The sequence below is a fragment of the Bacteroides cutis genome, from assembly GCF_900241005.1.
Taxonomy (GTDB): domain Bacteria; phylum Bacteroidota; class Bacteroidia; order Bacteroidales; family Bacteroidaceae; genus Bacteroides; species Bacteroides cutis.
This window is the reverse complement of the sequence record NZ_OEST01000005.1, coordinates 199,913-225,127: the sequence shown is the minus strand read 5'-3', so window position 1 is coordinate 225,127 and position 25,215 is coordinate 199,913. Positions and strand designations below refer to the sequence as shown.

The following is a 25,215-nucleotide window of genomic DNA, read 5'->3' as shown; positions in this document are numbered from 1 at the left end:
ATCAAGTAGTTTTCTTCTTATAAATGAACCAATATATCAGCGGAATAATGAATAAGCTGACCAATGTCCCGATAAACATGGCACCAATCATCGCAATAGAAAGCGGTTTCTGTAACTCTGACCCCATATCAAAAGAAAATAGCAGAGGAACCATCGCGAATATCGTAGTGAGCGACGTCATGATGATAGGACGAAGCCTTCTCCGTCCCGCCTCGTGAATGGCCTCCATAAGCGGCATACCGGCTTTTCGCAGTTCATTGATCGCGTCCAATTTCAAGATGGAGTCATTGATAATAATACCGCACGTTACAATCAATCCGATAGCCGACATCAAATTCAGAGTATGCCCACACCCCCACAGCAGCAACAAGGCAAATGCAACATCGACAGGAATTTCCAGCAAAACGATCAAAGGTTGCACAAAACTTTCAAACTGGGCGGCAAGGATGAAATACATCAATAAGATAGATATGAAAAGGATTATCACCAGTTCGTCCAGCATCTGGCGGTTGGAAAAGAAACTACCGGAAAAAGCAGTATCCCAATCTCCGGTAGTATCCGCTACCTGCTTCACTTCCGTCATCAAAGGTTCCGCATCCTCCACGTCATAAAAACGGAAAGGAATATATTCTCCATTACGTCCTGCAGTAATTGTTTTCAGGTCTTCTGCCGGACTGATTCTGACCAAATCACGTAAAGGAATATATTCTATCTCACCTTTATTGTCCGGACGTGTCTGTACCAAAGTTTGCCGTAAAATTTCATTCACAGTTTTCTCTTCGCCCACTATACTGATAGGCAAATATTGCTGGTATGAATGCAACATTGCCACACTGTTCTCCTTGAAAGCCGTTTTCAACTCCCGGTACAATTCATTATAAGCGACATTGTATAACAAAAGTTTTTCTTGCAGAACACTGATATTCAATTGGTTTTCAAAAGATATTCCGGTCGGTGCCACTCCTGTCCGTTCATTAAACCTACGTTCCAATTCTTGCAATTTTTCCGCTACCGGGGCTTTTTCCTTATTACGCGCATAAAGTTCAGCCACTACATCAGCCTCTCCGGTTACAAACAACTTCTCAAAAACCGTTTCGGGAGGCATAAAAGTAACCACCGCCAAGGGATATTCAGCTTTCAATCGTTGATATACCTTTTGCTGCAAGGATTTTATCTCCGAAGGGCTTTCTGTCTTGAAGTACAATTCAGCCTCAGAAGATGAAAGCGCCTGTTCCCGGTTCAACAAATAATCCTGCTGACCGACAGATGCAGTCTGTTCCACAGTTTCCCCCTTCAACTCTTCAAACAAGACATCCACCCGATGGCGATTTTCATCCACATGGATATTTTCATTCCATTCTATGCGGACAATTAATTCATTCTGATCGATTTCAGGCATACGCTCTTTCCCGATAAAAAAGAAAAGGAAGACACAAAGAGGAACGGAAACAATACAGAAAACGACACTCAACGTTTTGTGAGAAAAAACCCAATCGACTCCTGCATCATAAAAACGATCCAATGTATGTTCCTTCAACGGATTATTAATACGTATCCTGCCCAACCAAGATTTCCGGCGTATTCCCGTACGGTAAACCAACATGTAAAGTACCGGCAACAACATGATACCTGTAAAATAAGAGACCAACAATCCCACCGTTACCGAAAAAGCCTGATCATAGAACAATGCCCCCGCAATGCCACTCATAAATATCAATGGAACAAAAACAGCGATAGTAGTCAGTGACGAACTAAGCATCGGCGTTATCACCTCGCTTGTCCCTGTCACACATGCACGTCTCAAGGAGTATCCCCGCTCTCGATACTGAGAAATATTTTCGGTAACAATGATACTGCTGTCAATCATCATACCTAATGCCAGAATCAACCCTGATAAAGAAATAATATTGAGTGACATCTTAAAGAGGTAGAAAAACAAGAAACAGACAACAATAGACACCACCATACTCAATCCGATGATAAACGGTGATTTGACATCGCCCAAAAACAAAACCGCCACAATACAAATGAACAGAAAACCCAGTGACAAATTCTGTTGCAAATTGGAGATCGTATAATCCAGTAATTCAGTCTGGTTCCGACTGATACTGAAATCAATATCCGGATATACTCTTTTGAAATAATTCATCGTACCGGTAATCGCCTGCTTCATGTCGTCCATATTCTCGTCCGCCTGCTTGATGACTGCCAAGGTCACCGCACGCTTGCCGTTACTCATGGACACACCTTTTTCTTTGACCGGTACAATACCTATCCGGCAGAAGTCACCCAGACGGATAATACGTCCCTCTTTACGCAAAAATATATTCCTGACATCTTCATCTGTACGCAGCAAAGTAGAAAACTTTATGTTATACTCATAATACCCGTCACGTACGGTCATACTACCCGGCTCCACATTATTCTGAGCCAGTGCATTTTCAATATCCTCCATGGAAACACCGAGTACCGCCAGTTTATCCGGATCGGGCACAATCTGCAACTGCCTTTCCAGCAAACCGGTCACATCTACCATTGCCACCTCCGTCAGCTGTTCTATACGGCGTTTAATGACATTCTCCGCAAATTCACATAAATCAAGGAAAGCACGCTCATCGGTTTCCCCATAAGCACTGTCATTCTTCAAAGTCAGATTTACATAAAACACAGGAATATCCGTAGCACTCGCTTTCACCACCTTAGGGCGATCAGCATCTTTGGGCAGATAGTTCATGGCAGCGTCAATCTTCTCATTCACCTCGATAAAAGCAAGATCCGTATTCGTACCATAATCAAAACTCAAGCGGATGACACCCGCCCCATCCCGGGTTTCACTATTCATATCTTTCAACTTCGCCACCTGGATAAGCTGTTGCCGCAAAGGTTTTACTATCGTATTTTCCAATTCGCGTGCAGACGTATTCTGTTCAGACACCTGTACCGTAATTTCAGGAATAGCAATATCAGGCAACAGGGAAACAGGCAAAGTGAAATACGTCACCAGCCCCACAATGAAACATGCCGTAAACGCCATCAACACGGCAATCGGTCTCCGTATAAGGAAGTCAACCATCCTTCTCTCCTCAGTTTTATAATTAATTATTAGTAATTATTTTCACCGGTGCCTCATGCGCCAGATTTACATTTCCGGTTACGATAATCGTGTCTCCTTCCTCAATTTTATCCGTTTGGGAAGCTCCCGTAACCAATGTATATTCATCAGCGTTCTCCAATCCGGTTTGCACATAATTCCACCGGGCAACGCCTTTCTTCAGAGTAAATACCACCTGTTTACCCGAACGTAACACCACCGCACTCTTCGGAATTACAAACTGCTTACCCAAGGAACGGTGCACATTCACCCTCACATTCATGCCACTGAACAATCTCCCCTTACCGTTTACAACAGCTTTCACCTTAACCATTCCCTTGTCGTCCACTATCGGATTTATCTGCGTAATCCGCCCTTCATAACCGGAAGCAGCATCAGAATAAGGAGTAATAATCACTTTGTCACCGGTCTTTATCAGAGGAAGTTCATTTTCCAGTACCGTGAAATCAGCTTCCATATTTTGTGCACCGACAATGGTACAGAAAGCCTCTGAAGTATTCGCGGCATTATAAGTTTTAGAAAAGAGATTGGCTACCACACCCTCAAAAGGAGCCACCAACGTAGCATGTTCCTCTTCATATTTAGCCAATTCATATTGGGAAAGATTTTGTTCGTAACCACTCTTGGTACGAGCCAGTTGCATGACGTCAGCCGGTACTTTACTTATGTCATCCACCGTATATCCCTGTCCTATCAGCACATCCTGCAACTCCAGTTTTGCACGGTCCAAGGCATCCTTAGCCTGTGCGGTTTTATTCTTCAGGCGAAATTTGTCCAGTTCGGCAATTTTTTGCCCTTTACGCACATAGTCACCATTCTTTACATAAATATGCGCTACAATACCGATTGTTTCAAAGCGTAAATCCGCCAATCCTCCGGCAACGACCTTTCCGTTACTCACCAACTCATGATTAAAGTCCCGCTGCTTCAAAACCTCTATGGTCACTTCATTGTCATTGTCAGGAAGAACGGTTGCTACACCTTCCTCAAGAGTTTTTTCTTTCTTTATTCCAGAACAGGCAGTCAACAATAAGAGCACCATATATAGCACGTACCGATAATTTTGTGTTTTCATAGCGATTTTATTTTTAATTAAGATTGTTGCAAAATTAGTATTTATTATTAGAATGTAAAATAAATAATACAAATTCTAAAAAATCATCATCAATAAAGGCAATCGAATATATTTCATATTAAAACTGATTCTATTCCGCATCCCCCGTTATCTTCAATTGAACCGACGAAGGATTCATATTGGAATACACGATTATCGTTTTGCCAAAGTGCTCCGGATGGTCTGCTTTATAAGCGACTTTCAATGAAATACTATCACCGGGAGAAACAGGCTGCTTGAAATAATCAACGGAAGTACAGCCACAGGAAGTAGATAGAATCTTATATTCACTTTTCGGTAAATAGTTTGTATCATTTCCTAATAGAGTGAACTGCATTACATCAGGAAAGACTATTTGTTTATTCATTTTATTTAATTCAAATTCATCATTCCAAGCATAAAGTCAATAGCGGTTGGTAAATCCGCCAGAACCATTTCCTGTCCTTTAATAAACACAAACTTCCTTATTATTATCATGTATATCGTAGATTTTGCATATATCGTCAGGACTGGAAGAAACGATTATTAAGAACAAATCAGCCATTACCATTCTTCCATATCCGATTAAAAGTTCTTGTTGATCATTCGGTTTCAAGTTATAAATCTTCCCAAAACTCTCTAATTCTTCTTTATGATTGACAAAATCACAACTTACCACAATAAGACTATACTAATTATTGTACATACAGTTTTAACAAAATGTGCCAAATTCTCCATAAATCAACCATAATTTCTATTCACCCTACTATTTTTGAATAACAACACAATTTATAGTTATCTAAATTCCATCAAATAGACTATTGCCGTTTGTTCCGAAACGCAATATCTATATTTTTCAGGAAAATATTCTAACGGATATTCATCCGTCATAATACCGACCATAACATTTGACAAGTTAGTAGAGACAGGAAGTGGACACATTGGATAATTTACAAAATCCATACTTAGTCTCCTTGAAACTCGAACATTCTTTTCTTTTTTTTCGTATAATACATGTAGTCCTATTAATTCAGAAGTCGTCCATATCGAATAAAAAAAGCTATTAGTTTCTATTACAAAAGAAGGGAAAGCATATTCTGCATCAATATTTTCAAAAGTCTCTATACTTTTAAATGATTCTAATCCTTTTCTATTAGAAACAAAACATTCGCATTCTTTCAATTTCTCTGTTCGATAATTATACTCATAAAAACAACCTGTTATAGGATCAAATATTCTTAATATGTCATCAAAAGGAGTAGTAGTGATAGTATTCCATTCCGTATAACTATATGGATATACAGCTTTATGATATAAGAATGTTTGTTCTTTTTTTCCATCCTCACTCATTAACCAAATTTTACTCTCCCCTTCATTACCTTGTATATCATGACATAAAAATTTTCCATTTGGAAGCGCAACAATATCATCATATACCAAATCAAATGAACTTTGTATAGACTTAAGATATTCTCCAGTATGTGTATAGTAGTGAATTCTTCGTGTATTTATATCACTAACATAAATATACTTATCTCCTATAAAGCAACGATGCAAACTGATGAACTCTCCTGGCGCTTTTCCTTTATTTCCTATTTTATTTAGAAAAGTGCCATCCATTTTAAAATGCAAAATATTACATTGTTTTTTATCCACCACAAACAGTGAAGAATCTGTAAACAATATATCTGTCACTATTCCAAAGAAATATGGGTCAGGAAGACACAACTTAATCGTTTTTACAGTATCAATAAAAGAAGACACCAACAATGCGTTATCTTGACATGATAAATCAATCTTTATAGAATTGTACTTATCTACTTTCTTAGAAGAACAAGAACTCACATTTATTATAACAATTAGCAACAGGAAAATTACTGTAATTTGCTTCATATATATATTATTGAAGTGAAAATTAAATTGGCAAGAAAGAGTTGAGCGAAAACAGTTTTTCATTTCTCGCTCAACTCTTTAACCTGTTCTAACAATTATCCAATCCAGCAGCACATCCACTAAACGGACTAGTATCCGACATGCAACAAGGTACTTGTGTCGTTAAAATTTGTCCATCAAGAATTACATAAATAGTTTTTGAACCCAATTTACTATATGGCACCAATGTTGAATCTATATCACCATGTTCATCATTAGCAAAAGCTTCGATATTTTCCAATATCAAATCCGCTGCTCTATATTCATGGCGAGTAAAAAAAGACATAGTAAAAGCTACTAGCACGATAGCTAACAAATATTTCATCTTCATAATCTACTTACTTTGTTAAGATACATTTTTTATATAAATTTCTCACTTTGATATTCGCTATAGGATCGCCTACGCCAATAATCTTATTTTCCCAATCAAGCAAAAAAACATGAAATGTATTTAATGGAATATTATTCAGTGTCCTAATTTCTTTGCTGTTATCAATGCATACTGGCGTTGAAAAGTTATAAGATTTCAACACTGTATATAATTCTCTTCGATAAATAGGATTCATTATGAAAAGAAATGTTATATCAGACGATGTGGAATCCAAATCTTGTTTGAATCGTAGCCAATCATCAATTTTTAATTTACAACTGATACAATCTGCATCACCTATAAAAACTGCCAATTTATATTTGGTTTTCGTATAGTCAAAAAACACTTTCTCTCGTGCGAAAAGTCTAAAAACTATGGAATCAGGAAATAATAAAGTTTTCCCATACCATTGCCGAACATATTGTTCTTTTTTATCTACACAAGCCCCTAATATATTCAACAAAATAACACAAATTAATATACCATAGCAAAAATATTTCATTTTACAGCAAATACTCCTCAATTAACTACTCCATTATTTTTTTCAAAATCTGAATGCAGACTTCTTTTTGCAAAACGAGTATCGTATATATCCTTTCAACGGAAAGCAATCTCATTGCTCTATCAATCTAAATATAGTATTTTTGCCACGTCCTCCTTTCTTTAATGGGTTATGGAACAGAGAGAAGAACTTACTCCAATAAATATTCTCCATCTGTTCTTTTTTCAATTATATCACAATTTTAAACTCGTCCATAGATTCATCGCTCTTTACATTCACAGTGGTAATGAGATGTCGTTCCTCGCTATTTCAGCATATCTGTTAGAGAAAAGTTTGCATTAGCAAGGCTTTCCTATTGAATACAGATTTGCAGAAAACCAAGAAAAAAGCAATTGTCAATAGAGGTCCTTAAGGCTATATCCTCCAAAGACATATTCCACCTTCACATCAGTATACGGGCAATCAACAGAGCCATCACCCCAACACCGAGTTGTGTCATCATATTCTCCATCAGCCAATGCTTCGATATTTTCTAACAGCAAAGCATTCAATCCCGCTTTTTCTGAGTCAGAATAAGAATAAACAAATACGGTGGCAATCATCAAAGAAATAAAAACCAATACTTTCTTTTTCATAAAACATTTTGGTTAAGTGTTAATAACGGTACAAAACTACCAAGCAATTTATATCTCGCAGCATTTTATGCCTGACAATATCTGACAATTTAGCATTTTTCAAAATTGTCAGATATTGTCAGGCATGCCCTTTTCTTTATAAAATCCTATTATTCTTCGATGGAATGGGATATTATAAGTCGATATGCACCATCATCATTAATTATTTTCATTTCCGGTATTTCGATTATTTGTTCTCGCAACCGAGCAACAGATTTATGTACTTTAGCCAATGTTCCATCGTTAGCGAGCCAAAGGTGAGAGATGATTTCATCATTAGCAAGTCTGCAATCTTTTGCTTCAATGAACATCTTCAATAAATTTTTAGCTTGCGGAGTCAATTGTATAGACTTATCGCCATTTTTCAACAAAGATGCTTTAACATTAAAAAGTATTCCCCCCGCTAATTTATAAATATGAGTCTCGTTTTCATCTTTTACAATGACAGGTATTTCTTTTTCGATAATCACGGGCACTTCTTTTGTGAAGCATTTCTTTATTTTATTCTTGAAAACAATACCGACTATACATAGTATTGCAGCTACTAATAATGGAATAGAGAAAAAGAAATAATCTTTAATATTCATATTACTGAACCATGCATGATTTACAAAACCCGTAACTTCAATTTCACATCTATATCCTGCATAGCGGGAAAGTAAACTATCTTTTAAAAGCTTAGTTTCAAAAGGTTTTGAGAATCCTAATTTAGTGTGATTATCCAAATCGGTAACAGAGACACACACTCCCGTTGATGCCACAATGTTCTTTCTATTCAGACGATGCTTCCAAATAGTGTTCAGCGTATCAGATAGTATCGGATGCTTTTCTAACACAATACTATATAACTGTCTCATCAGAGGATCAGAGACTACGTTATTCACATGTTTACAAGAATCAATCTTATATTCCTTCTTACCATCTTTCGTAATCACAAATACACTTTTGGGAATTTTTGATCCTATGGAAATCAAACTGTTCTTTCCGTAATATTTAACTTTCAGTTCTCCTCTATTCTCCAAATCCTCCCACAACGCCTCTTCAAAGGTTTCACATGCTACCTTATTCCAAGCTTCCAAATGATTCTTATATCGATAGTTTACAAGGACAACCTCCGATATTGCCACCGCCAATAATAGTCCTATAATCGGTTTTGTCTTCATGATTTATTTATTATGCCACAAAGCCAATAAGAAATTACCAATGCGCTCTCTATTAAAAAAAAGTCTCATGCTTTGTCTAAATTCGATAACCGGTATCTTACTTTTGTATCCTTATATCTATTTTTTCCAATTCTTCCCTCATTTCCCGTATAGCCGTAGACATCACCTTAGGAGTCTTCGTCCATACTATCCGTTTCATTTCTTCAAATTTATCCGGTTGGCAAAAATCCGGTTCTGCATACAATTTTGCCAACAGATAATACGGATATATCCTTCCCGGCAGACGACAGATAGCACGGATAAACCTATTTTCCGCTGCCCGGTAATTTCCCATTTGCTGATAGTTCTTACCTATTATATTCAGTATCATCGGATCATTGCTCACCTTCATCGCTTCTTCCATGATCCGGTTAGAATCCTCATATCTTTCCAGTTTATGCAGGCAGTGCCCATACTCAAACATAAAACTATCTTTCTCTTTCAACAAAGGATAAAGTCTTTCATAACCTTCCAATGCCGCTTCGTAAGCTCCCGCCCGATAAAGCATCCGTACATTCACCTCTTCCCGGCAGGCATCCAGCATCTTGCGGTCATCCGGCAAGCGGTATATACCGTATGCAGCTATCACAACAGCCATCATCACCAAAGTTGTCCACCTGTTATTCATCACACACACCAGTAACAGGCCGACTAATGTAACAAGAAATACCGGAAGTTGAAGCGGATAAGATGAAAAAGAAAATACCAACAGTGAAATTATAGCCGCACATACCCCGTAGCGCTCCTGGCGTATTCCCGAATACAGACAAAAACCTATAACCAGTAATACCAAAATTGTCACCGGTATTCCATATTCAATCGTCACCTTCAGATATTCATTAAAAGCATACTTCGGACTTCCCGCCACATGTTCTTCCCACTGACTATATTCCTCCCCTGCAAAATACTTTTCTTGCGCCACTCCAAAGGCTGCTGCAAAACTTCCTTCTCCATGCCCGCTCCAAGGTTTCTCGGCCACTGCACGACACGCGATCTTCCACATAAACAACCGTCCTTTGGCAGAATCCTGCTTAATCATAAACATCAGGAAAAACACCAACATCAGCGTAGCCACACTCCCGATTACAGTCATCACCGCACGCTTTCTTTTCCATTTCCACATTCCAAGCCAAATTCTTCCCCAACCATTCTCCATGGCAACCACACATACGCAAGATATCCCGGCCGCCAGCCATGCCGAACGGCTCATGGTGGCAGGGAGTACACAAAGGATACAAATCCCTGCTCCTATTGCAATGCACTTCTCTATTCTCAAAATCTTTTCCGGCATATACCTCCACGGATACCATAATTCCATAGTACGACATAGACACACGGGCAGCACCATCGCCAGATAACCTGCATACGGACCCGGATTAAAAAAAGAACCGGTCAGCGCATATCGTGAATGCCCCGAAACTGCAAACCCATACAACTGGCATATCCCCCAAACAGCCTCTGCACCACCCCAAATCATCAATGCCACCGACAAACAATATGCAGAGTCATACAAATATTTCTTCTGCCTCAGCACAAAAGGTATCAATAAGGCAATTCCGGCTGCCACCACAGCCATTTTATCAAACCATATCCATTGCTCGATGGTTTCACCTGCCGCCAACCCAGAATTAGTGATACTCGCCAAAGAGAGCAACAGCAACATGGCAACAATCAATAGAACACCTGCCACATTAAATCTCCACACTTTCATTTTATCGTTTTCCATATTCTGTCCCATCTTACGGCTCCCCTGTTTTCATCTACCGATTTCCATATTCTACAAGCTTTACCTACAATATATTCTTCGGGTAATAATCCCCAATAACGTGAATCTTTAGAGTTTTCCACCTTATCACCCGCCATGAAGTAATAATTCTTCTGGAAACAATATTCCGAAAGTATCCGGTCACCTATATATACATGATTATTCTTACACTTCAACCTCTCCTGCCGTTCCCATTCTATCACATTCTTATAAAGCCTGAAAGTAACACTATCCAACCGAATACAGTCACCCGCCTTTGGAATATAGAACGGCCCAAAGTTTTTTACCGTCCATTTCTGTGTCCCCCCCGGATAAGCCCTGACTCCGGTATCCTCGTCCGACAGTTGCCGTTCCTTAATGATCGTCATAAAACGGTCTTGCGCCTCCACATTCCCCAATTCATGCGGATAGCCATCCACCCGGTATCTTCCGTTCACAATCCGGAACGTATCTCCCGGCAACGCCACACAACGCTTCACATAATATTGCATCACATCCATCTCAATCCGTTTCCACTTCTTAGGGCAGGGATAATTAAAAACCACCACATCATTTCGTTCCACCTCTCCCAGTCCCGGCAGACGTTTAATCTTCACCTGTTTGTCATTGACCGCCTCCATGATGTTGAACAGCCGTGCACCATATTTCATCTTGTTTACCAAAATTGCATCACCTGCCAATAATTCCGGTTCCATAGAGTCGCTGGGTATATGAAACGATGTGACGCAAAAAACTTGGATAACCAGCCACAAAAGCCCCATGCCACAGATACAGAGAAAGATATTTATTCCCCAATCAATGATTTTATGTAAACGAAACGACTTATGCATACTATGTTTCTAATTTAAATCTGCTTTTCCCTGAATTATATTCATATAAAGTTCTTTGATTTTAGGATTATAAACAGGATTACCTATAGCTACAATTTTATTATCCTTATCTAATAAAAAGGTTTGAAAGGATGGAATTGATAGCAAATGGTTTACTTTATTAAAAATATCAAGTGTGTCAATACAGATTGGATAATTAAACTCATAACGATCCAACATATATGTAGCTTCTTTCATATCATTCACATGAAAAATTAAGATTGGCGACACTAAGGAAGGGGTAATTCCATTCATTTCCTGAATTATTATTTTCCATTTATCTAAATGTAATTTACAACTCAGACATCCTATAGTATCAACATAGGAAACAATCGTATATTCAGTATTAAACATAGAATCATTTGGTATTTTTTCCCCTTGAACCGTATATGTCATACTCTCTGGAAATATCATTATTTTTCCTGTCCAATTATCTGCCATCTGAAGAATATTCTCTTTTTTTATATTATGACAGGACATAAAACATACTAAAAGGAATAATACAGATATAAAAAATCTTAGTTTCATTTTCAATGGGTTTGAATAATATACAATATAGGGTTCGACTCCTCTGTAACTCCATAACTTTCCAAAATTTTCTTACCTTCATCATTCATTTGTTCCTTCAAACCTATGGGAGAAACCACCGCAACCAAACAATTACCATTAGCCTCATATTCTAACAAAGGCATATTAATTCCATAATAATCATCAATCAGCGTTTCACAATAACACGAGTTTCCTTTATTCTTTTCTTTTTCATACAGAGCAAAGACGGGCTTATTATTATCAAAATAAACATAAGTAATCACATCTTCGTTCTCTACAAAATACTTCAAATGACAAGAAGATTTTCCCATCTCCAATAATAATTCTTGCTTTGATAATTTATCAAACCCGTCCAACTGTAATTCATTCTTTCCTAAATTTATCTTATAGACAGATGAAACGATATTATCTATTTTGTAAACGATATTATCCAAAAATCTTCGATAATATATTTCATCATTTTTTTTATATAACGGGTGAATAAGCATCCTTTGGTTAGCTCCATATTCTTTTTGCGAGAAATATGAAATTAATTTATGATACTTCGCATCCGTTATTATCAAATTATCATCTTTTATATCACTACAGATAAAATAAAAATGCTCTTTCGCATATTCCATCTTATCTGCATAAAAACCCAAATTCTTCTCATGAACGAAATCCCCAAACAATGTATATGTTATTACTTTATGCCGATTAGTCAATACATATATTTTCTTCTTTTCTTCATCAATAGAGAAATCCGATATACTTTTATATTCTCCCGGGCCACTACCGATAGTGCCAATTTTTGAAATAAATTTCCCCGTTGATGCATCAAATATCATTATCTTTGCTGCATATTTTTGATCCAGTACATATATTTTATTGTCGTAAAACACCAATTTATCAACTCCACCAAACAAAGACTTTTCACTGGTTTCCAATGGTAACAAAAATGCTTTATCCGAGAATTCAGATATACGTAACGGCACATCCTTCTGTTCACATGTTATTATAGTCCCTTCTTTAGAAATTTCTCTTTTTTTTCCACAAGCACTCAAAAGACATGAAATAAATATAAAACAATACAATTTATTCATATACATTAATTATTATATGGGTTATGTAAAAGGTGACATACATATATTTCTCCCGTGTCTATCATTTCAACGGATAAGCAAAAAAATTGCTAATTATTAATCAAATATCTACCTTTGCCTCGACCTCCTTTTTTAGTTGGTTATGGAACGGGCAGTAAGTTTTGCTCCAATAAAAATTCACACTGTCCGCTCCTTTTATCATTATATTATATTATCCTAATCATCTTAAATGTCCCAAGAAACGTTGTTTCCCACTCTCCCACAGAAACACCTGTTCTTCCACTCCTTTGGTACAATGATGCAATCTCAACAAAGCATTAGACGGTACATCATCAAACTCTATGAAATCATCTTCCGCTACCTTCCTGCCCAATGACACCCAACCATTCGCTCCATCCTGATACAGCAACTCGTAGCAATCACCACTTTTCACATAATTATCATCGTTACGCGGTATCCACAAGATGCCACCTATCTCTACCGGTCTGCCAAAATCCAGCACTAAGAAAACACTTCTCTTATACGACTGAAACAAAGAAAGCCAATCACCGTCCTGCGCCTTATCTATTTCCCGGCCCGGCATGCTGCATGTGGGTAGCAAATCCTCCACAAAATCAAAACGCAATTTTTCTGTAAAAGCAGTATCAGTATATACGCACAGTTCAGCAATCTCCAGTTGCGCTTTTCTTATCAAATTGAGCTTCAAATACCTATAACGTTTCTTGGGCCGGAGCTCGATATACCGCTTCAAATACAACCCGCTGTCTCGCACCACCGTCAAAAGATCCGTATCTTCAAAGTCAAGCCGGTTACTGGCTTCCACACGAGTTCCATTAATTCTGTATAAATGATCCTTCATGTAAGATGTCACCGGATACTTCCGGGTCAGTCTCACCCTCTCCTTCTTAGTACAATCAGGTTTAAATACCCTGATTTTCCCTCCTTCCAGCATGAAAGGATAACCATTCTCTACCAGACCGTCTTTTCCTTTCGCCACCGGCATAAAGATTGCTTCCGGTTCAATATTTTCAATACGGGCATATCCGCCATCCTTTTCATAACACCCCACAGGCATCCACCCCTCAAAAGCAAACACGGCAATAAACCCATCTTCATTTTTTTCGATAGGAACCTTCACGATATTCCCACCGAAGTACTCCGCAGTCACATCACGCAAATAATAATCCCCACCAAATGCAGGATACGCTTGTCTGGCAAAACAAGTACGATATACCTTTCCCTTTCTCCGTTTGTTTTCCCAATCCCGTTTCACTCCCGATTCATGAAACTCTATGGGAATAAATCTCCCGGTCGTGTCTTCCACCGCATTCCATTCATGGCTTTGCCTGATTTCCGGTGAATATTTATACCGGTCTCTCGTCACGGGAATTCCCAATGTACGAAACATATACATGATATAATCACAATACTCCCTGCACGTCCCCATCCAGCATTTCCTCAAAGAAAGCGCCCCGTGATGCGGCATGTTGAAATCTGTATTATGCCTGTATCCGGCACGTTCCGCATAATGTTGCATCGCGCTTGCAGCTTCTATCACATCCGTTCCTCTATACAAAGAGTCCAGCAACGGTACAAAATAATCACGATACTCCCCACGCCACTTTTCCAGCGGTTCATCCCCTATCCGGTAGGGTAACAGATACTCACAGAAATCGTCAAAAGAATAATATTTACCCCACTCATACCTCCGCCATGCTTCAAAAGCCAGCTCTATATTCTCCATCAGATAATCGGCAGTTATAACCTGCGCATCATATACTTTAGGCAAACTCCTATAAGGAAAATTTTTCCATCTTTTCTCAATCGCATTTTTTGTCTTCACATCGATCATCGCCTGCCGGATGTTATCCAATTCCGGTACATTATATGCGAACTTGTCCTTCATATTGGCAATCAGAAATCTGGCAGCCTTCCATTTCAAGGTATCCCCCCTATCCTTATAGTAATTCAGTACCCGTTCCAGTTCCACACGATTGTCTCCGGCAAAAACCAAAGTATCCTCTATACGACGGTCTTCATCCGTAGTACATCCGGTCCATAATAACTGTATAGCTATCATAGCCCATACAACATATATCTTATGGAAAAACCTGTTGTCCATCTTCATAATAAAAAGCCCTCTCCTCTTTACCTCTTGTAAGGTTTCGTAACCAAAGCAATGCATTCTCGGGTACATTGTCATACTTCAGCCAAACAGACGTAGCTGTCCGCTTGCCAAGTGAGACCCATCCTTTTATTCCATCCTGATAAAATAATTCATACGTATCTCCTGCACGCACATAATTATCATCATTTCGCGGGACATAGACTACACTATGTACCGGCACCTGTTGCCCAAAATCAAAAATCAACGCTTCACCTCTACGCTTCGATTTGTAAAAGCTGACCCAATCACCATCGTTTACCGCCTCTATTTTTCTTTTTTCTTCTTCCGGCAGTATCGTATCCGCCTCTATACTTACAGGTATCCATTTATTTTGCTGCATCGTATCACTGAATACAGCAAACTCTCCTAACTGCAAAAAACGTCCTTTCCGGGCCTTATAGCGGATATAGCGATATTCATGCGTCTTTGACAGATTTACTATATTATAATTCACTTTAGGACTGTCTGCCACCTGACATAAAAGTTCGGCATCTCTAAAGTCTTTCCGATTGGCACCTTCTATACATACCCCTACAGCCGTTTCAAGATACTTTTTCACTCTACTGTCAGGAAACTTACGGTTAAGACATACCGTAATCCGATGTTGTTCATCCGGTCGGAAATACCGCACAGACAACGTTCCATCCAACCAAAAAGGTTCTCCGGCAGGTACAAACTCCCCCTGCCGATAAAAAGTGACCTGATATAACATATCCGGTTCCACATTACGGAATACCGCTCTATCTTTTCCAGCTCTCGTCACATCAATCGGATCAAATTTGCTACCGTCAAACACCGACAGATAAGCATACTTTTCCTTTCCGTTATTGGCAATATTCGTCTCCAACCTATCAACAGACCGATATTCCGCTGTCACGTCTTTCAAATAAGGCTGCCTGAAGCGAGCATAAAGTTCTTTATCCTCATACTGCCCCTCAATTTTTTCAGGTTGCATGGAATACATCTTACGATATACCTTGCCACGCTTACGGGCATCAATCAAATCACGTACAATGTCCTTATCCTGCTCAAACTCAAAAGGAATTGTTTGTCCGGTCGTATCTATCAAAGCTACCCAATTATGATTTCCTACATATGTATTAGATACAAAATAAGAGTCCGACGCTACAGGTATCCCGGCAGCCCTCATTGCATAACACAACAAATCCGTTTTGTCCCGGCAATATCCAATACGGTTTTTCCATAGAAAAAGAGCTCCAAAATGAGGAAGTACAAAATCACGGTTATGAGCAAATCCTTCTTTCTTGATATAATCATGCAGCAACTCAGCAGCCTTCACTACATCCGTACCTTGATATAACGAATCAAGCATACTAGCGTAGCGATCATAATATAACTTCCGCCATCGCTCCAAAGGCTCATTATCCAATCGATAAGGAAGAATATAATCACAGAAATCTTCAAAAGAATAATGTTTACTCCATGGACGGCGTTCCCATACCTCAAAAGCCAAATCTATATTCTCTATCAATAAATCAGCCTTTATTTTCCGAACATCAAACTCTTTCTGCGCTTTGTTATAGCGTGTACCTTTCCATTTATCCCTTATCTCCTTTGAGAGGGTTTCCTGTTGTGGTATAGCCATCGTCAAAACCCGTTTCAAACTATCTATCTCTCCATCCGTGTAGGCATAATTATACAACATGTTCGATAATAAAAATCGGGCAGCCTTCAGCTTCTCCGGTTCTTTCTCATAATGTTTCAGCACTATTTTCAATTCTTCCGCATTACTGTCCGCCGCTTGTAGACAGAAGTCCAGACGCTTATCTTCCATACTGCTGCATGAAATCAGCAATACGGTCAATATCGGCATCAGTATGTTGTAACCCACACGTCCCATCATTCCAATTATATAGATCTAATTCTACTCGGCATCCCCCATAATCTTCAAATGAACCAACGAGGGATTGGCATTGCAATATACCGTTATCGTCTTGTCAAAATGTTCCGGATGATCTGCCTTATAAGTAACTTGCAGGGAAATACTATCTCCGGGACGGACAGGTTCTTTTGAATAATCAACAGATGTACACCCACAGGAAGTGGTTACATCATTGATAATTAATGGATACTTTCCTGTATTTTCTATCTTAAACGCAGTTTTCTTTTCTTCTTTCCAATTAAAGTGTCCCAATGAGATTATTGGTTCTTTAATTGTTATTTCCGTTCTCAAGATTTTCTCACCTTCAACGTCTTTCTTACCTTGGATAATATTCAAATAAAGTTCCTTTATTTTAGGATTATGAACAGGATTACCAATAGCTACCACTTTATTATTTTTATCCAATAAAAAAGTCTGAAAAGCCATATTAGAAGGGAAATGATTCAATTTATTCACAGAATCCCGTTCATCAATACATATAGGATATTTAAAATTAGCTAAATAAGTAGCATTACATATATCTGATTTCTTTTCAGGTGAAAAAAAGAATAAAAATTTAACAGAAGATAATTCCAAAGAAGATATAGTATCTATAAACTCCTGCCATTGAGGTAATCTCAATTTACAACTCAAACATCCTACTGAGTCTACATATACAAAAATCTTATACTGAGATTGCATAGAAAAATCGATTGTGTCTTTTCCATGTAACGTGAAAACGTTTTTTTTAGGGAAAAGTACCTCTTTATTTTCCCAAGATTTTATAAGAAAGAGAATTTTATCTTCTTTTGAGTTTACACACGACAAGAAAAAGATTAATAAAATGATAAGATACAATATCTGGTTATTTTTCATTTCACACATCACATAATTAAATAATTACAATAAAATAGTTTTAAGTTGTGATTTAGCGAGAACATATTCACCATCTTTTCCTATCATAACTGCATATATGATATTATCACCCTCAGAAACACATATATCACAAATTGTCGGGTTTACTTTATAGACACAATCCAAACTACCAAAGGCATCAAAACGTAATACATATCGAGCCTCTAGATTTTGATTATGTCCCAAATCATCCCCATCATATAGCATATAAAAATAATTATTAGATTTACAAATATCAATACAATATCTTATATCACTTTTATGAAGAATCGGGGTTTTCTCATTCAAAATACGATTTTCCATTTTTTTGTTTCCAATACAAAAGGAATCCGTCTGCACCCAAGCCTCATTATCCTTAAGAAAAAATCTAACAACAGAGGCATAAGAAGGGGCTAACATTAAACAACCACTTACGTTATGAAAAGCAATTCTTCCTTGAAACAATTTATATTTAGTTGCAATATCGGAAAATTTATATTCTGTATACAAATCTAAGCTAGATTCCAACTTGCCACTCTCATCAAAAAAAGTCACTAAAGCATCTTCATAAAATCCAATACATGCATATCCATTTTTTATTTGAGTAAATCTATCTGAATTGCCTAAATCCACACTATTGCAATCTTGTATACAACCACTTATCAATTCTTTCAATTTATATTTTCGGCATTTTCCATTCTGCCGTTGAAGAATATTTATTACCTGCTCATTTTCATCTACATCAATTGCAATAGGACTTAATACATCATTGGGTCCCTGTCCAATAGACAATGCTCGTACAAAAGAAGCATCTTCCAAATTGTACAAAAGCAATGCTCTATTTTCAATATTATCTGCCAGGATTAAAATGCTATCTATTATTTCCATTTGATATGGTTTATGAAGTAACGGTTCAATAGGTATCTCTTGGAAGAATAGTTCAAACGGCGATAATTCCGATATATTTTCGACTTTTTTGGTTTGAGAATTATTTGCACATGAGGTCAATACTACAAATAAAACAAGCAATATATATTTATACATATTTTTGATTTAAGAAAAGAGAAATCAGATTGTCAACAAATTATTTGTTGACAATCTGATTATCTACTTATTTATAATACAGTTTAATTCCAACACCAGTACCATTTGCCGGATAAAAAGTGCCACAAAAGTCTCCTGTACAAGAACTTGTATCACTACAGCAATCTACACTGTCCCCTGTTTCTGAATCATTAGCCAATGCTTCCACATTAGCCAACAACAAATCTGACATCATTTCATTCTTTTGGGTGGTATAAATACCATAACCTGCTACTGTAACAAATGCTGCTACAAATGTATATTTCAATAATTTTTTCATGTTCATTTTTTTAATGTTAGTTTTTCAATTATTTATAAGAACAATAAATGCTCATTGAATCAAAACAAACATTTAATTAATGCCCCAAAGCAGTATTTATTCATATAAGTTCTTATTTCAAATGTGAAATTGCAATAACAGGATTTTCGTCTGTATTCCCATTACTCAAACAACTTACAAATACATTATTGTCTGTAAAAGACTGTTTGGCACCAGTACCTTTATCATCCAAATCATTAACCATAGCTTTCCCAATCCAATATTTATCTTGCTCCTTAGAATAAAGGAATACTCTCAAGATCCACTACCCTTCTTATATATTTTATTTAAATATCTACCTTCACGGTCAAAAATCCATATTGTTTGCTGTGGCTTATCAAATACAAACAGATGATTTTCATCAATAGCCAAATCATCAATCTTTTTAATTAGACAACGATCATTACTATTATAAAAGCGCATAATATTGATTAAATAGATTTATATTTTATCATAGTTACTATAAATCTATTTTTTGACAAAGTTAATAGAAAAATAGATTTCTTCTGAAACACATTAAAATTAAATTCTTTCTTGAAACCAAATACTCATGCCGAAATCCATTTTTGAAAACAGAAGAGACAAAGTCATAGGCTACAAAGCTTTCATCTTATTTCTTCAATGAATAAATTAGCAGAATTGGATTATCTTCTTCTGTTGATTCATTCAGCAATTGTATCAACTCATCATTTATTTTATTCCCCTTTTCCTGTAACTGCAAAAGTAATCCCGGACGAAGTAAAGAAATAAAAGAACCATCCTGAGTTACTCCTATCGGAGAGCTAAAAGCCCCTATTTGAAGTTCTGATTGAAGTTTATCTTGAGAAAAATTATATGAAATGTTCTTCTTTTTATCATAAAACCCAAAATACATTGTTTTATCCATATAATATGGCACACATAGCAACTGGTCACTTTCATAAACATTATAAAATGCAACGTAGGGTGATTCTAATAAATCCGGTATGTAATTCTTATTATTAGCAGACTTTTCTTTTAAAAAATCTATGGGTGGTAATTTCTTTTCTCCAAACTTGAACTGAAAAGCAGGATAAATGCTGTCACTCTTTACACGATATAATACAGGATTAAAAGGTGTATATAAGCTTACTTCATCACCTTGCTTATACAACTTTCGGCTCGTACCCAAGGAATATCCACTTGAAAAATCAATAGGAATGAAACTCTTCTTTATATTTAAATCCTTATCTGTTATAAAAGCATAGGAATCTGAAGCATCCGATGCCAACTTATTATACCATACATAATCACCATTTGGTAATTGTTCCATATAATCACTATAAAATGGCATTTTTTTCTCAGACAAAAAGCGAAAGTCAGCCAAACTATAGACAATTATCTTTTGTTGTTCAATATCAATAACAGAAAGAGTTTTATCCCGTTCATTTACTGAATACTCAAAAGGGTTAATATACTCACCAGGTCCATTTCCTTTTTTACCAATTTGTTGTACAAAACTTCCATCTAAATTGAAAGCATAAAGAGTTCTCGCCATAATATTATCCAATAGAATATAACGATCTCCAACATTAGTACATTGATTACCACCCGCCAATAAATAATCATCACCTGTCTCTAACTTTACATAAGAAACAGACAATAAATCTGATGCCGACAAAGAACTTTCTTCTGAAAAATCAACTATCACCGACTCTACTTCTTTATTACTTGTACTGCATGAGACAAATAGAAGCAAAAAAACGACATATGCAATTCTAATCATACTTATATTATTTATAAGAGCAATAAATTCCCATTGAATCAAAACAAACTTTGTTTGCTCCCATTCCGATACTGTGATTTTAAAATTATATCTTAGCTACACATCTATTCAGCATCCCCCATTATCTTCAAATGAACCAACGAGGGATTTGCATTGCAATATACCGTTATCATCTTGTCAAAGTGTTCCGGATGGTCCGCTTTATAAGTAACTTGTAGAGGAATACTTTCACCAGGACGAACCGGTTCTTTGGAATAATCAACGGAAGTACATCCACAAGAAGTAGTTACATCATTAATAATCAATGGATGCTCACCTATATTCTGTATTGTGAATTTCACTTTTTGTTCTTCCTTCCAATCAAAGCGACCTAAAGATATACTTTGTTCTTGCACTTTGATTTTAGTCTGAACAATAGCATCTTCCTTTAAATCAGTTTTTCCTTGAATAATATCCATATACAGCTTTTTAACTTTCAAATTATAAATAGGATTACCAATAGAAACAACTTTATTATTTTTGTCAAGCAAGAAAGTCTGAAATGACATATTAGATGATAAATGATTCAATTTATTAAATGAATCATCTTTATCAATCCAAATAGGATATTTAAAACTATTAACTTTCAACACGTTAATCACTTCTTGTATATCCTGTGGATGAAAAATAAAGCACAAGTTTATTTTCTTTTTCGAAATGGAATCGATTTCTTGAATGAAAGTATTCCAACGAGGAAGCTGTAATTTACAACTTGTACATCCTGTAGAATCTACGTAATTAACAATCGTATAAGAATATTCTTTCAAAAGCACATTATCCAATGTATCACCATCTTGCACTGTAAATACAGTCTCTTCAGGATATAATATTTCCTTACCAATCCATTGCTCTATAATAGAAGCAACTTGTCTTTTTTTCTCTAAATTACTACAACTTGATAATAATATCAAAGATATAGATAAAATAAAAAGATATTTTATCATATAAACCTGTTAATACGAAAAAGAAAGAATATGGAAGTCCGGAGAATCACTGATACCATATATTTTTTTCATCTTTTCATTTACAGTAAACGCAAACACACCCTTATCTAGATTTAAAATTCTCCGTGGAGTCCCATCCCATCCAAAAACAAATATTTGCTCTGCCAAAATATTATATCCATCCTCAGACTCAGATTTTCCACTAAACAATACCCAAAATTCATCCCCAACATTTACTGGAGAAAAATAAGCATCTCGTGTTTTTCCTTTCACGCGTGAACTTGAAATGACTTTCCCATCATTAAACTCTTCAAAATGAGATGCAAAATATCGAGGTCCGTGAATGCGATTAAGTAAATGTCCTTCTTTGTCATAAATATCAATAAGGTCAGTCCAATTATAGCAAACCGCAAGCCTATCCTGTTGATTTGTTGTAAATGCAAAAGAATACATATTATTTTTTTCTACATCTGTTACATCCCAATTAGCCTCTGGATAACGCCCTATTGAATCTACTATTTCTCCTTTTCTATTAAATTCATAAAATAAAAATGAAGTATTACGAGAAACATCTCCTATGAACCCATCTTTCAACAACCGCACTTCACCAGAGATCGGTTTCTGCAATGAAATCGACTTCATCAATAGAGGTTCATCTGGTTTAAAAAAATCACCCATATTATACTCTGCAACAGTTGATTTTATTAAATCCGATATCAGAATTTTACAGCCATTATTACCTACGAAACGAGGAAGTAACATTTCTCCTGGTCCTTGTCCAACAGATATATGCTCTGCTATTTTCTTCTTTGTATTCACATTAAGCACATGTATTCTTTTATTAGTCCTCTTATTTATAGTAACCAACACACTATCATAAACACACAAATGCGTTGGTGCCAAAACCAAACTATCAAAGCCAGCAATAGTTTCTGCTTTTAACTCTACTACCTCCTTAAAATCATCATAATCAACAAGAGTAGCATCTGCATATATTATTTTATCTTTATTACAAGACATAAAAAATAATCCTAGAAATAGGACACATAGAAAAATTCTATTCTTTTCCATAATATCATATATTTTTATACTATAAAAGAAAGAGGCATAAATTACATCTATAATGATATGATCCATACCTCTTTCACTCTCAATTATTATTTTCCACGACAGTTATCGCAAGTTATTCCTTGCGTTTCTCCTACAAATGTTATAATACAAGTACATCGGGTATCTGGCGTACAATATGTTTCACAATCTGAAGAACCACCTTCATATTCAGCCAATGCTTCTACATTAGCCAACAGCAAGTCTGATATTGTTTCCGTTTTCAGACTAGTATAACTGCCATATCCTGCTACTGCAACCAATGCTGCTATAAATGTATATTTCAATAATTTTTTCATGTTCATTTTTTAATTATTTATAAGAGCAATAAATGCTCATTGAATCAAAAAAACTTTGTTTGCTCCAATTCTGGTACTGTGATTTTAAAATACTATACTTTGTCTCGACCTCCTTCTTCGGTGGGTTATGGAGCGGACGGCACGCTATGCATCAACAAGACGTTCACCGTCCGTTCCTCTCCATCTATATTCTTTTATTACATACTAAATTCAACTATAGGCTCATCACTATTCACGTCCGTAGCCGTAATAATGCCCCGCTCCTCATCTACCGAAATGCCATAGATATAGCGGTCCAAGACATATTTCATCAGAGGTTCGCCTTGCAGACTGAAGACATAGATGTATTGCCCGCCGTCTACTTCTTTTCCTTTGGGTTGCCGTGACAATTCCTTGAAAGTACGTCCGTGAAAGACAGCATAGATAGCTTTGTCAGTCACCTTTATATCACTAAAGCCCATGATACCGACCGGTATGCCATAACCTCTGGACACCTTAAATTCCGGTTCCCCATGCGGACCGATACGGACAATATGGGTAGTATCTTTTAAATTATAAATTTCAAGGACTTCACCCAATTGGGTAACGGCAGCAAGAACGCCATTACGAGGATTGTAATCAATGAAACTGCGCCATGCTTGCGCCAAGGCAGGTCGTGAATGTGCCAGAGCATCTTCATTCGCAGTAGGCATACTGCCAAACTTACGAAGCAGCTCTCCTTTACGGCTAACCATGCAAAAACGATTATCGCCGGAATAATCGGGGATAATAAAGGTTGAATCGTCGTATTGCGAAAAGTCCAAAGCACGAAGGATCTTCTTGTCCAGTGACACCGCTTCATCACGAAGCAGTGAGTCACCGGATTCAAAGAACACAAACCTAGTTAATTCACTCTTATTGGCATCCAATGCCCACAAAGATTGCCCATTCCATCGGATATTTTCGGCAGAAAGCATATCTTTGGGTGAATCACCACACTCACCAAATGATGCGATATAGCGGAACTCAGGATAACGGAACACTTGAAAAAAATGATCCATACCATGCAAGTCAAGCACAACAGCCAACTCATTTTCTATACGTATACGAAAAGGATAACGGAACACAGCAGTATCCAGAAATATCTCCTTCGCTTTCAGCTCCTTCGTATAAGGAAATTCTGCATAAACAGGATTTTTCTGTCGAGACGGTGAGGTGCACGAAATTAAAAGGAAGAACAGGATTATGTTAATAAAGACCTTCAAGACTATATCCTTCCATTACATATTTTACTTTAATATCTGTATAGGGGCAATCAACCGAACCTCTTTCATAACACTTAGCGGTACTGTCATATTCTTCGTCCGCCAAAGCTTCAATATTTTCTAACAACAAATTATTCATTCCCTCTTTTTGGGAATTAGAATAAATGAATACCGTAATAATCAGCAAAAGGCTAATAATGCTCAATTTTATTTTCATTGCATAATTGTTTTTAGTGTTCTACTATTTGTTTACCTCACAATTGCAAAATTACCGAAATATTCATATAACGAAACATTATAAAGCTGACAATTGCTGACAACACAGTATTTTTTCCTATTGTCA

24 protein-coding genes are annotated in these 25,215 nt (G+C 36.7%); all 24 read right to left on the bottom strand.

The annotated features are described in order from the left end of the window. Position 1 precedes the first annotated feature (1 nt). Positions 2 to 3,073 carry an efflux RND transporter permease subunit gene (locus tag C1A09_RS12250; protein ID WP_101544609.1) on the bottom strand — a complete coding sequence of 1,024 codons (3,072 nt, stop codon included), beginning with the start codon at positions 3,071 to 3,073 and terminating at the stop codon, positions 2 to 4. A 22-nt stretch (positions 3,074 to 3,095) separates the two neighbouring features. After that, entirely contained in the window at positions 3,096 to 4,187 is a 1,092-nt protein-coding gene (locus tag C1A09_RS12245; RefSeq protein ID WP_101544606.1) for an efflux RND transporter periplasmic adaptor subunit, read from the bottom strand. Positions 4,188 to 4,317: 130 nt separating this feature from the next. After that, positions 4,318 to 4,593 (bottom strand): DUF1573 domain-containing protein, encoded by a 276-nt coding sequence (locus tag C1A09_RS12240; protein WP_101544604.1) that lies wholly within the window; start codon positions 4,591 to 4,593, stop codon positions 4,318 to 4,320. Positions 4,594 to 5,000: 407 nt separating this feature from the next. After that, positions 5,001 to 6,098, bottom strand: a complete 1,098-nt coding sequence (locus tag C1A09_RS12235) for a DUF4934 domain-containing protein (protein WP_180949223.1) — start codon at positions 6,096 to 6,098, stop codon at positions 5,001 to 5,003. An 88-nt stretch (positions 6,099 to 6,186) separates the two neighbouring features. Next, on the bottom strand, positions 6,187 to 6,468 hold the full coding sequence (locus C1A09_RS12230) for a hypothetical protein (protein ID WP_101544599.1): 282 nt from the start codon (positions 6,466 to 6,468) through the stop codon (positions 6,187 to 6,189). 7 nt (positions 6,469 to 6,475) lie between these two features. Continuing rightward, complete coding sequence (locus tag C1A09_RS12225) at positions 6,476 to 6,970, bottom strand: hypothetical protein (RefSeq protein ID WP_145998991.1); 495 nt, start codon at positions 6,968 to 6,970, stop codon at positions 6,476 to 6,478. Between the two features lie 434 nt (positions 6,971 to 7,404). Then, entirely contained in the window at positions 7,405 to 7,644 is a 240-nt protein-coding gene (locus C1A09_RS12220; RefSeq protein WP_101544595.1) for an NVEALA domain-containing protein, read from the bottom strand. A 149-nt stretch (positions 7,645 to 7,793) separates the two neighbouring features. Continuing rightward, entirely contained in the window at positions 7,794 to 8,846 is a 1,053-nt protein-coding gene (locus C1A09_RS12215; RefSeq protein WP_101544593.1) for a winged helix-turn-helix domain-containing protein, read from the bottom strand. A 97-nt stretch (positions 8,847 to 8,943) separates the two neighbouring features. Beyond that, positions 8,944 to 10,611, bottom strand: coding sequence for an O-antigen ligase family protein (locus C1A09_RS12210; protein ID WP_101544816.1), 1,668 nt, complete (start codon positions 10,609 to 10,611; stop codon positions 8,944 to 8,946). Continuing rightward, on the bottom strand, positions 10,593 to 11,480 hold the full coding sequence (gene lepB, locus C1A09_RS12205; protein ID WP_101544592.1) for a signal peptidase I: 888 nt from the start codon (positions 11,478 to 11,480) through the stop codon (positions 10,593 to 10,595). The genes C1A09_RS12210 and lepB overlap by 19 nt, the downstream gene beginning before the upstream one ends. Positions 11,481 to 11,489: 9 nt before the next feature. Continuing rightward, the gene (locus tag C1A09_RS12200) at positions 11,490 to 11,960 is read right to left on the bottom strand and encodes a hypothetical protein (RefSeq protein WP_145998990.1); all 471 of its coding nucleotides are present in this window, start codon (positions 11,958 to 11,960) and stop codon (positions 11,490 to 11,492) included. 89 nt (positions 11,961 to 12,049) lie between these two features. After that, positions 12,050 to 13,150: a DUF4934 domain-containing protein gene (locus C1A09_RS12195; protein ID WP_158557818.1), complete on the bottom strand. Its 1,101-nt coding sequence runs from the start codon at positions 13,148 to 13,150 to the stop codon at positions 12,050 to 12,052. A gap of 220 nt (positions 13,151 to 13,370) precedes the next feature. After that, on the bottom strand, positions 13,371 to 15,272 hold the full coding sequence (locus C1A09_RS12190) for a hypothetical protein (protein ID WP_145998989.1): 1,902 nt from the start codon (positions 15,270 to 15,272) through the stop codon (positions 13,371 to 13,373). Then, the gene (locus tag C1A09_RS12185) at positions 15,250 to 17,181 is read right to left on the bottom strand and encodes a transglutaminase-like domain-containing protein (protein WP_145998988.1); all 1,932 of its coding nucleotides are present in this window, start codon (positions 17,179 to 17,181) and stop codon (positions 15,250 to 15,252) included. The genes C1A09_RS12190 and C1A09_RS12185 overlap by 23 nt, the downstream gene beginning before the upstream one ends. Positions 17,182 to 17,202: 21 nt before the next feature. Further along, positions 17,203 to 18,075 (bottom strand): DUF1573 domain-containing protein, encoded by an 873-nt coding sequence (locus tag C1A09_RS12180; protein ID WP_101544814.1) that lies wholly within the window; start codon positions 18,073 to 18,075, stop codon positions 17,203 to 17,205. 24 nt (positions 18,076 to 18,099) lie between these two features. Then, positions 18,100 to 19,137 (bottom strand): BF3164 family lipoprotein, encoded by a 1,038-nt coding sequence (locus C1A09_RS12175; RefSeq protein WP_101544581.1) that lies wholly within the window; start codon positions 19,135 to 19,137, stop codon positions 18,100 to 18,102. A 67-nt stretch (positions 19,138 to 19,204) separates the two neighbouring features. Then, positions 19,205 to 19,462, bottom strand: a complete 258-nt coding sequence (locus C1A09_RS12170; protein ID WP_370448200.1) for an NVEALA domain-containing protein — start codon at positions 19,460 to 19,462, stop codon at positions 19,205 to 19,207. Between the two features lie 288 nt (positions 19,463 to 19,750). Then, positions 19,751 to 19,918 carry a 6-bladed beta-propeller gene (locus C1A09_RS16765; RefSeq protein ID WP_101544576.1) on the bottom strand — a complete coding sequence of 56 codons (168 nt, stop codon included), beginning with the start codon at positions 19,916 to 19,918 and terminating at the stop codon, positions 19,751 to 19,753. A gap of 187 nt (positions 19,919 to 20,105) precedes the next feature. Beyond that, a complete protein-coding gene (locus C1A09_RS12155) occupies positions 20,106 to 21,239 on the bottom strand; it encodes a 6-bladed beta-propeller (protein ID WP_101544573.1) in 1,134 nt (377 codons plus the stop codon). Positions 21,240 to 21,343: 104 nt separating this feature from the next. Beyond that, positions 21,344 to 22,222, bottom strand: coding sequence for a DUF1573 domain-containing protein (locus C1A09_RS12150; RefSeq protein ID WP_101544569.1), 879 nt, complete (start codon positions 22,220 to 22,222; stop codon positions 21,344 to 21,346). Between the two features lie 9 nt (positions 22,223 to 22,231). Next, on the bottom strand, positions 22,232 to 23,293 hold the full coding sequence (locus C1A09_RS12145; RefSeq protein ID WP_180949221.1) for a BF3164 family lipoprotein: 1,062 nt from the start codon (positions 23,291 to 23,293) through the stop codon (positions 22,232 to 22,234). Positions 23,294 to 23,379: 86 nt separating this feature from the next. Next, positions 23,380 to 23,628: an NVEALA domain-containing protein gene (locus tag C1A09_RS12140; RefSeq protein WP_101544809.1), complete on the bottom strand. Its 249-nt coding sequence runs from the start codon at positions 23,626 to 23,628 to the stop codon at positions 23,380 to 23,382. A gap of 197 nt (positions 23,629 to 23,825) precedes the next feature. Further along, entirely contained in the window at positions 23,826 to 24,872 is a 1,047-nt protein-coding gene (locus tag C1A09_RS12135; RefSeq protein ID WP_101544562.1) for a BF3164 family lipoprotein, read from the bottom strand. After that, the gene (locus tag C1A09_RS12130; protein WP_101544559.1) at positions 24,856 to 25,089 is read right to left on the bottom strand and encodes an NVEALA domain-containing protein; all 234 of its coding nucleotides are present in this window, start codon (positions 25,087 to 25,089) and stop codon (positions 24,856 to 24,858) included. The genes C1A09_RS12135 and C1A09_RS12130 overlap by 17 nt, the downstream gene beginning before the upstream one ends. Positions 25,090 to 25,215: the final 126 nt, after the last annotated feature.

Excerpts from the sequence above, each read along its gene's own strand:
- C1A09_RS12150 (WP_101544569.1), bottom strand. The coding sequence starts at position 22,222 with ATGATAAAATATCTTTTTATTTTATCTATATCTTTGATATTATTATCA.
- C1A09_RS12195 (WP_158557818.1), bottom strand. The coding sequence starts at position 13,150 with ATGAATAAATTGTATTGTTTTATATTTATTTCATGTCTTTTGAGTGCT.
- C1A09_RS12200 (WP_145998990.1), bottom strand. The coding sequence starts at position 11,960 with ATGGCAGATAATTGGACAGGAAAAATAATGATATTTCCAGAGAGTATG.
- C1A09_RS16765 (WP_101544576.1), bottom strand. The coding sequence starts at position 19,918 with ATGCGCTTTTATAATAGTAATGATCGTTGTCTAATTAAAAAGATTGAT.
- C1A09_RS12180 (WP_101544814.1), bottom strand. The coding sequence starts at position 18,075 with ATGAAAAATAACCAGATATTGTATCTTATCATTTTATTAATCTTTTTC.
- C1A09_RS12145 (WP_180949221.1), bottom strand. The coding sequence starts at position 23,293 with ATGGAAAAGAATAGAATTTTTCTATGTGTCCTATTTCTAGGATTATTT.
- C1A09_RS12155 (WP_101544573.1), bottom strand. The coding sequence starts at position 21,239 with ATGATTAGAATTGCATATGTCGTTTTTTTGCTTCTATTTGTCTCATGC.
- C1A09_RS12170 (WP_370448200.1), bottom strand. The coding sequence starts at position 19,462 with ATGAACATGAAAAAATTATTGAAATATACATTTGTAGCAGCATTTGTT.
- C1A09_RS12220 (WP_101544595.1), bottom strand. The coding sequence starts at position 7,644 with ATGAAAAAGAAAGTATTGGTTTTTATTTCTTTGATGATTGCCACCGTA.
- C1A09_RS12130 (WP_101544559.1), bottom strand. The coding sequence starts at position 25,089 with ATGAAAATAAAATTGAGCATTATTAGCCTTTTGCTGATTATTACGGTA.
- C1A09_RS12230 (WP_101544599.1), bottom strand. The coding sequence starts at position 6,468 with ATGAAGATGAAATATTTGTTAGCTATCGTGCTAGTAGCTTTTACTATG.
- C1A09_RS12215 (WP_101544593.1), bottom strand. The coding sequence starts at position 8,846 with ATGAAGACAAAACCGATTATAGGACTATTATTGGCGGTGGCAATATCG.
- C1A09_RS12185 (WP_145998988.1), bottom strand. The coding sequence starts at position 17,181 with ATGATGGGACGTGTGGGTTACAACATACTGATGCCGATATTGACCGTA.
- lepB (WP_101544592.1), bottom strand. The coding sequence starts at position 11,480 with ATGCATAAGTCGTTTCGTTTACATAAAATCATTGATTGGGGAATAAAT.
- C1A09_RS12210 (WP_101544816.1), bottom strand. The coding sequence starts at position 10,611 with ATGGAAAACGATAAAATGAAAGTGTGGAGATTTAATGTGGCAGGTGTT.
- C1A09_RS12250 (WP_101544609.1), bottom strand. The coding sequence starts at position 3,073 with ATGGTTGACTTCCTTATACGGAGACCGATTGCCGTGTTGATGGCGTTT.
- C1A09_RS12235 (WP_180949223.1), bottom strand. The coding sequence starts at position 6,098 with ATGAAGCAAATTACAGTAATTTTCCTGTTGCTAATTGTTATAATAAAT.
- C1A09_RS12190 (WP_145998989.1), bottom strand. The coding sequence starts at position 15,272 with ATGGACAACAGGTTTTTCCATAAGATATATGTTGTATGGGCTATGATA.
- C1A09_RS12245 (WP_101544606.1), bottom strand. The coding sequence starts at position 4,187 with ATGAAAACACAAAATTATCGGTACGTGCTATATATGGTGCTCTTATTG.
- C1A09_RS12140 (WP_101544809.1), bottom strand. The coding sequence starts at position 23,628 with ATGAAAAAATTATTGAAATATACATTTATAGCAGCATTGGTTGCAGTA.
- C1A09_RS12175 (WP_101544581.1), bottom strand. The coding sequence starts at position 19,137 with ATGTATAAATATATATTGCTTGTTTTATTTGTAGTATTGACCTCATGT.
- C1A09_RS12240 (WP_101544604.1), bottom strand. The coding sequence starts at position 4,593 with ATGAATAAACAAATAGTCTTTCCTGATGTAATGCAGTTCACTCTATTA.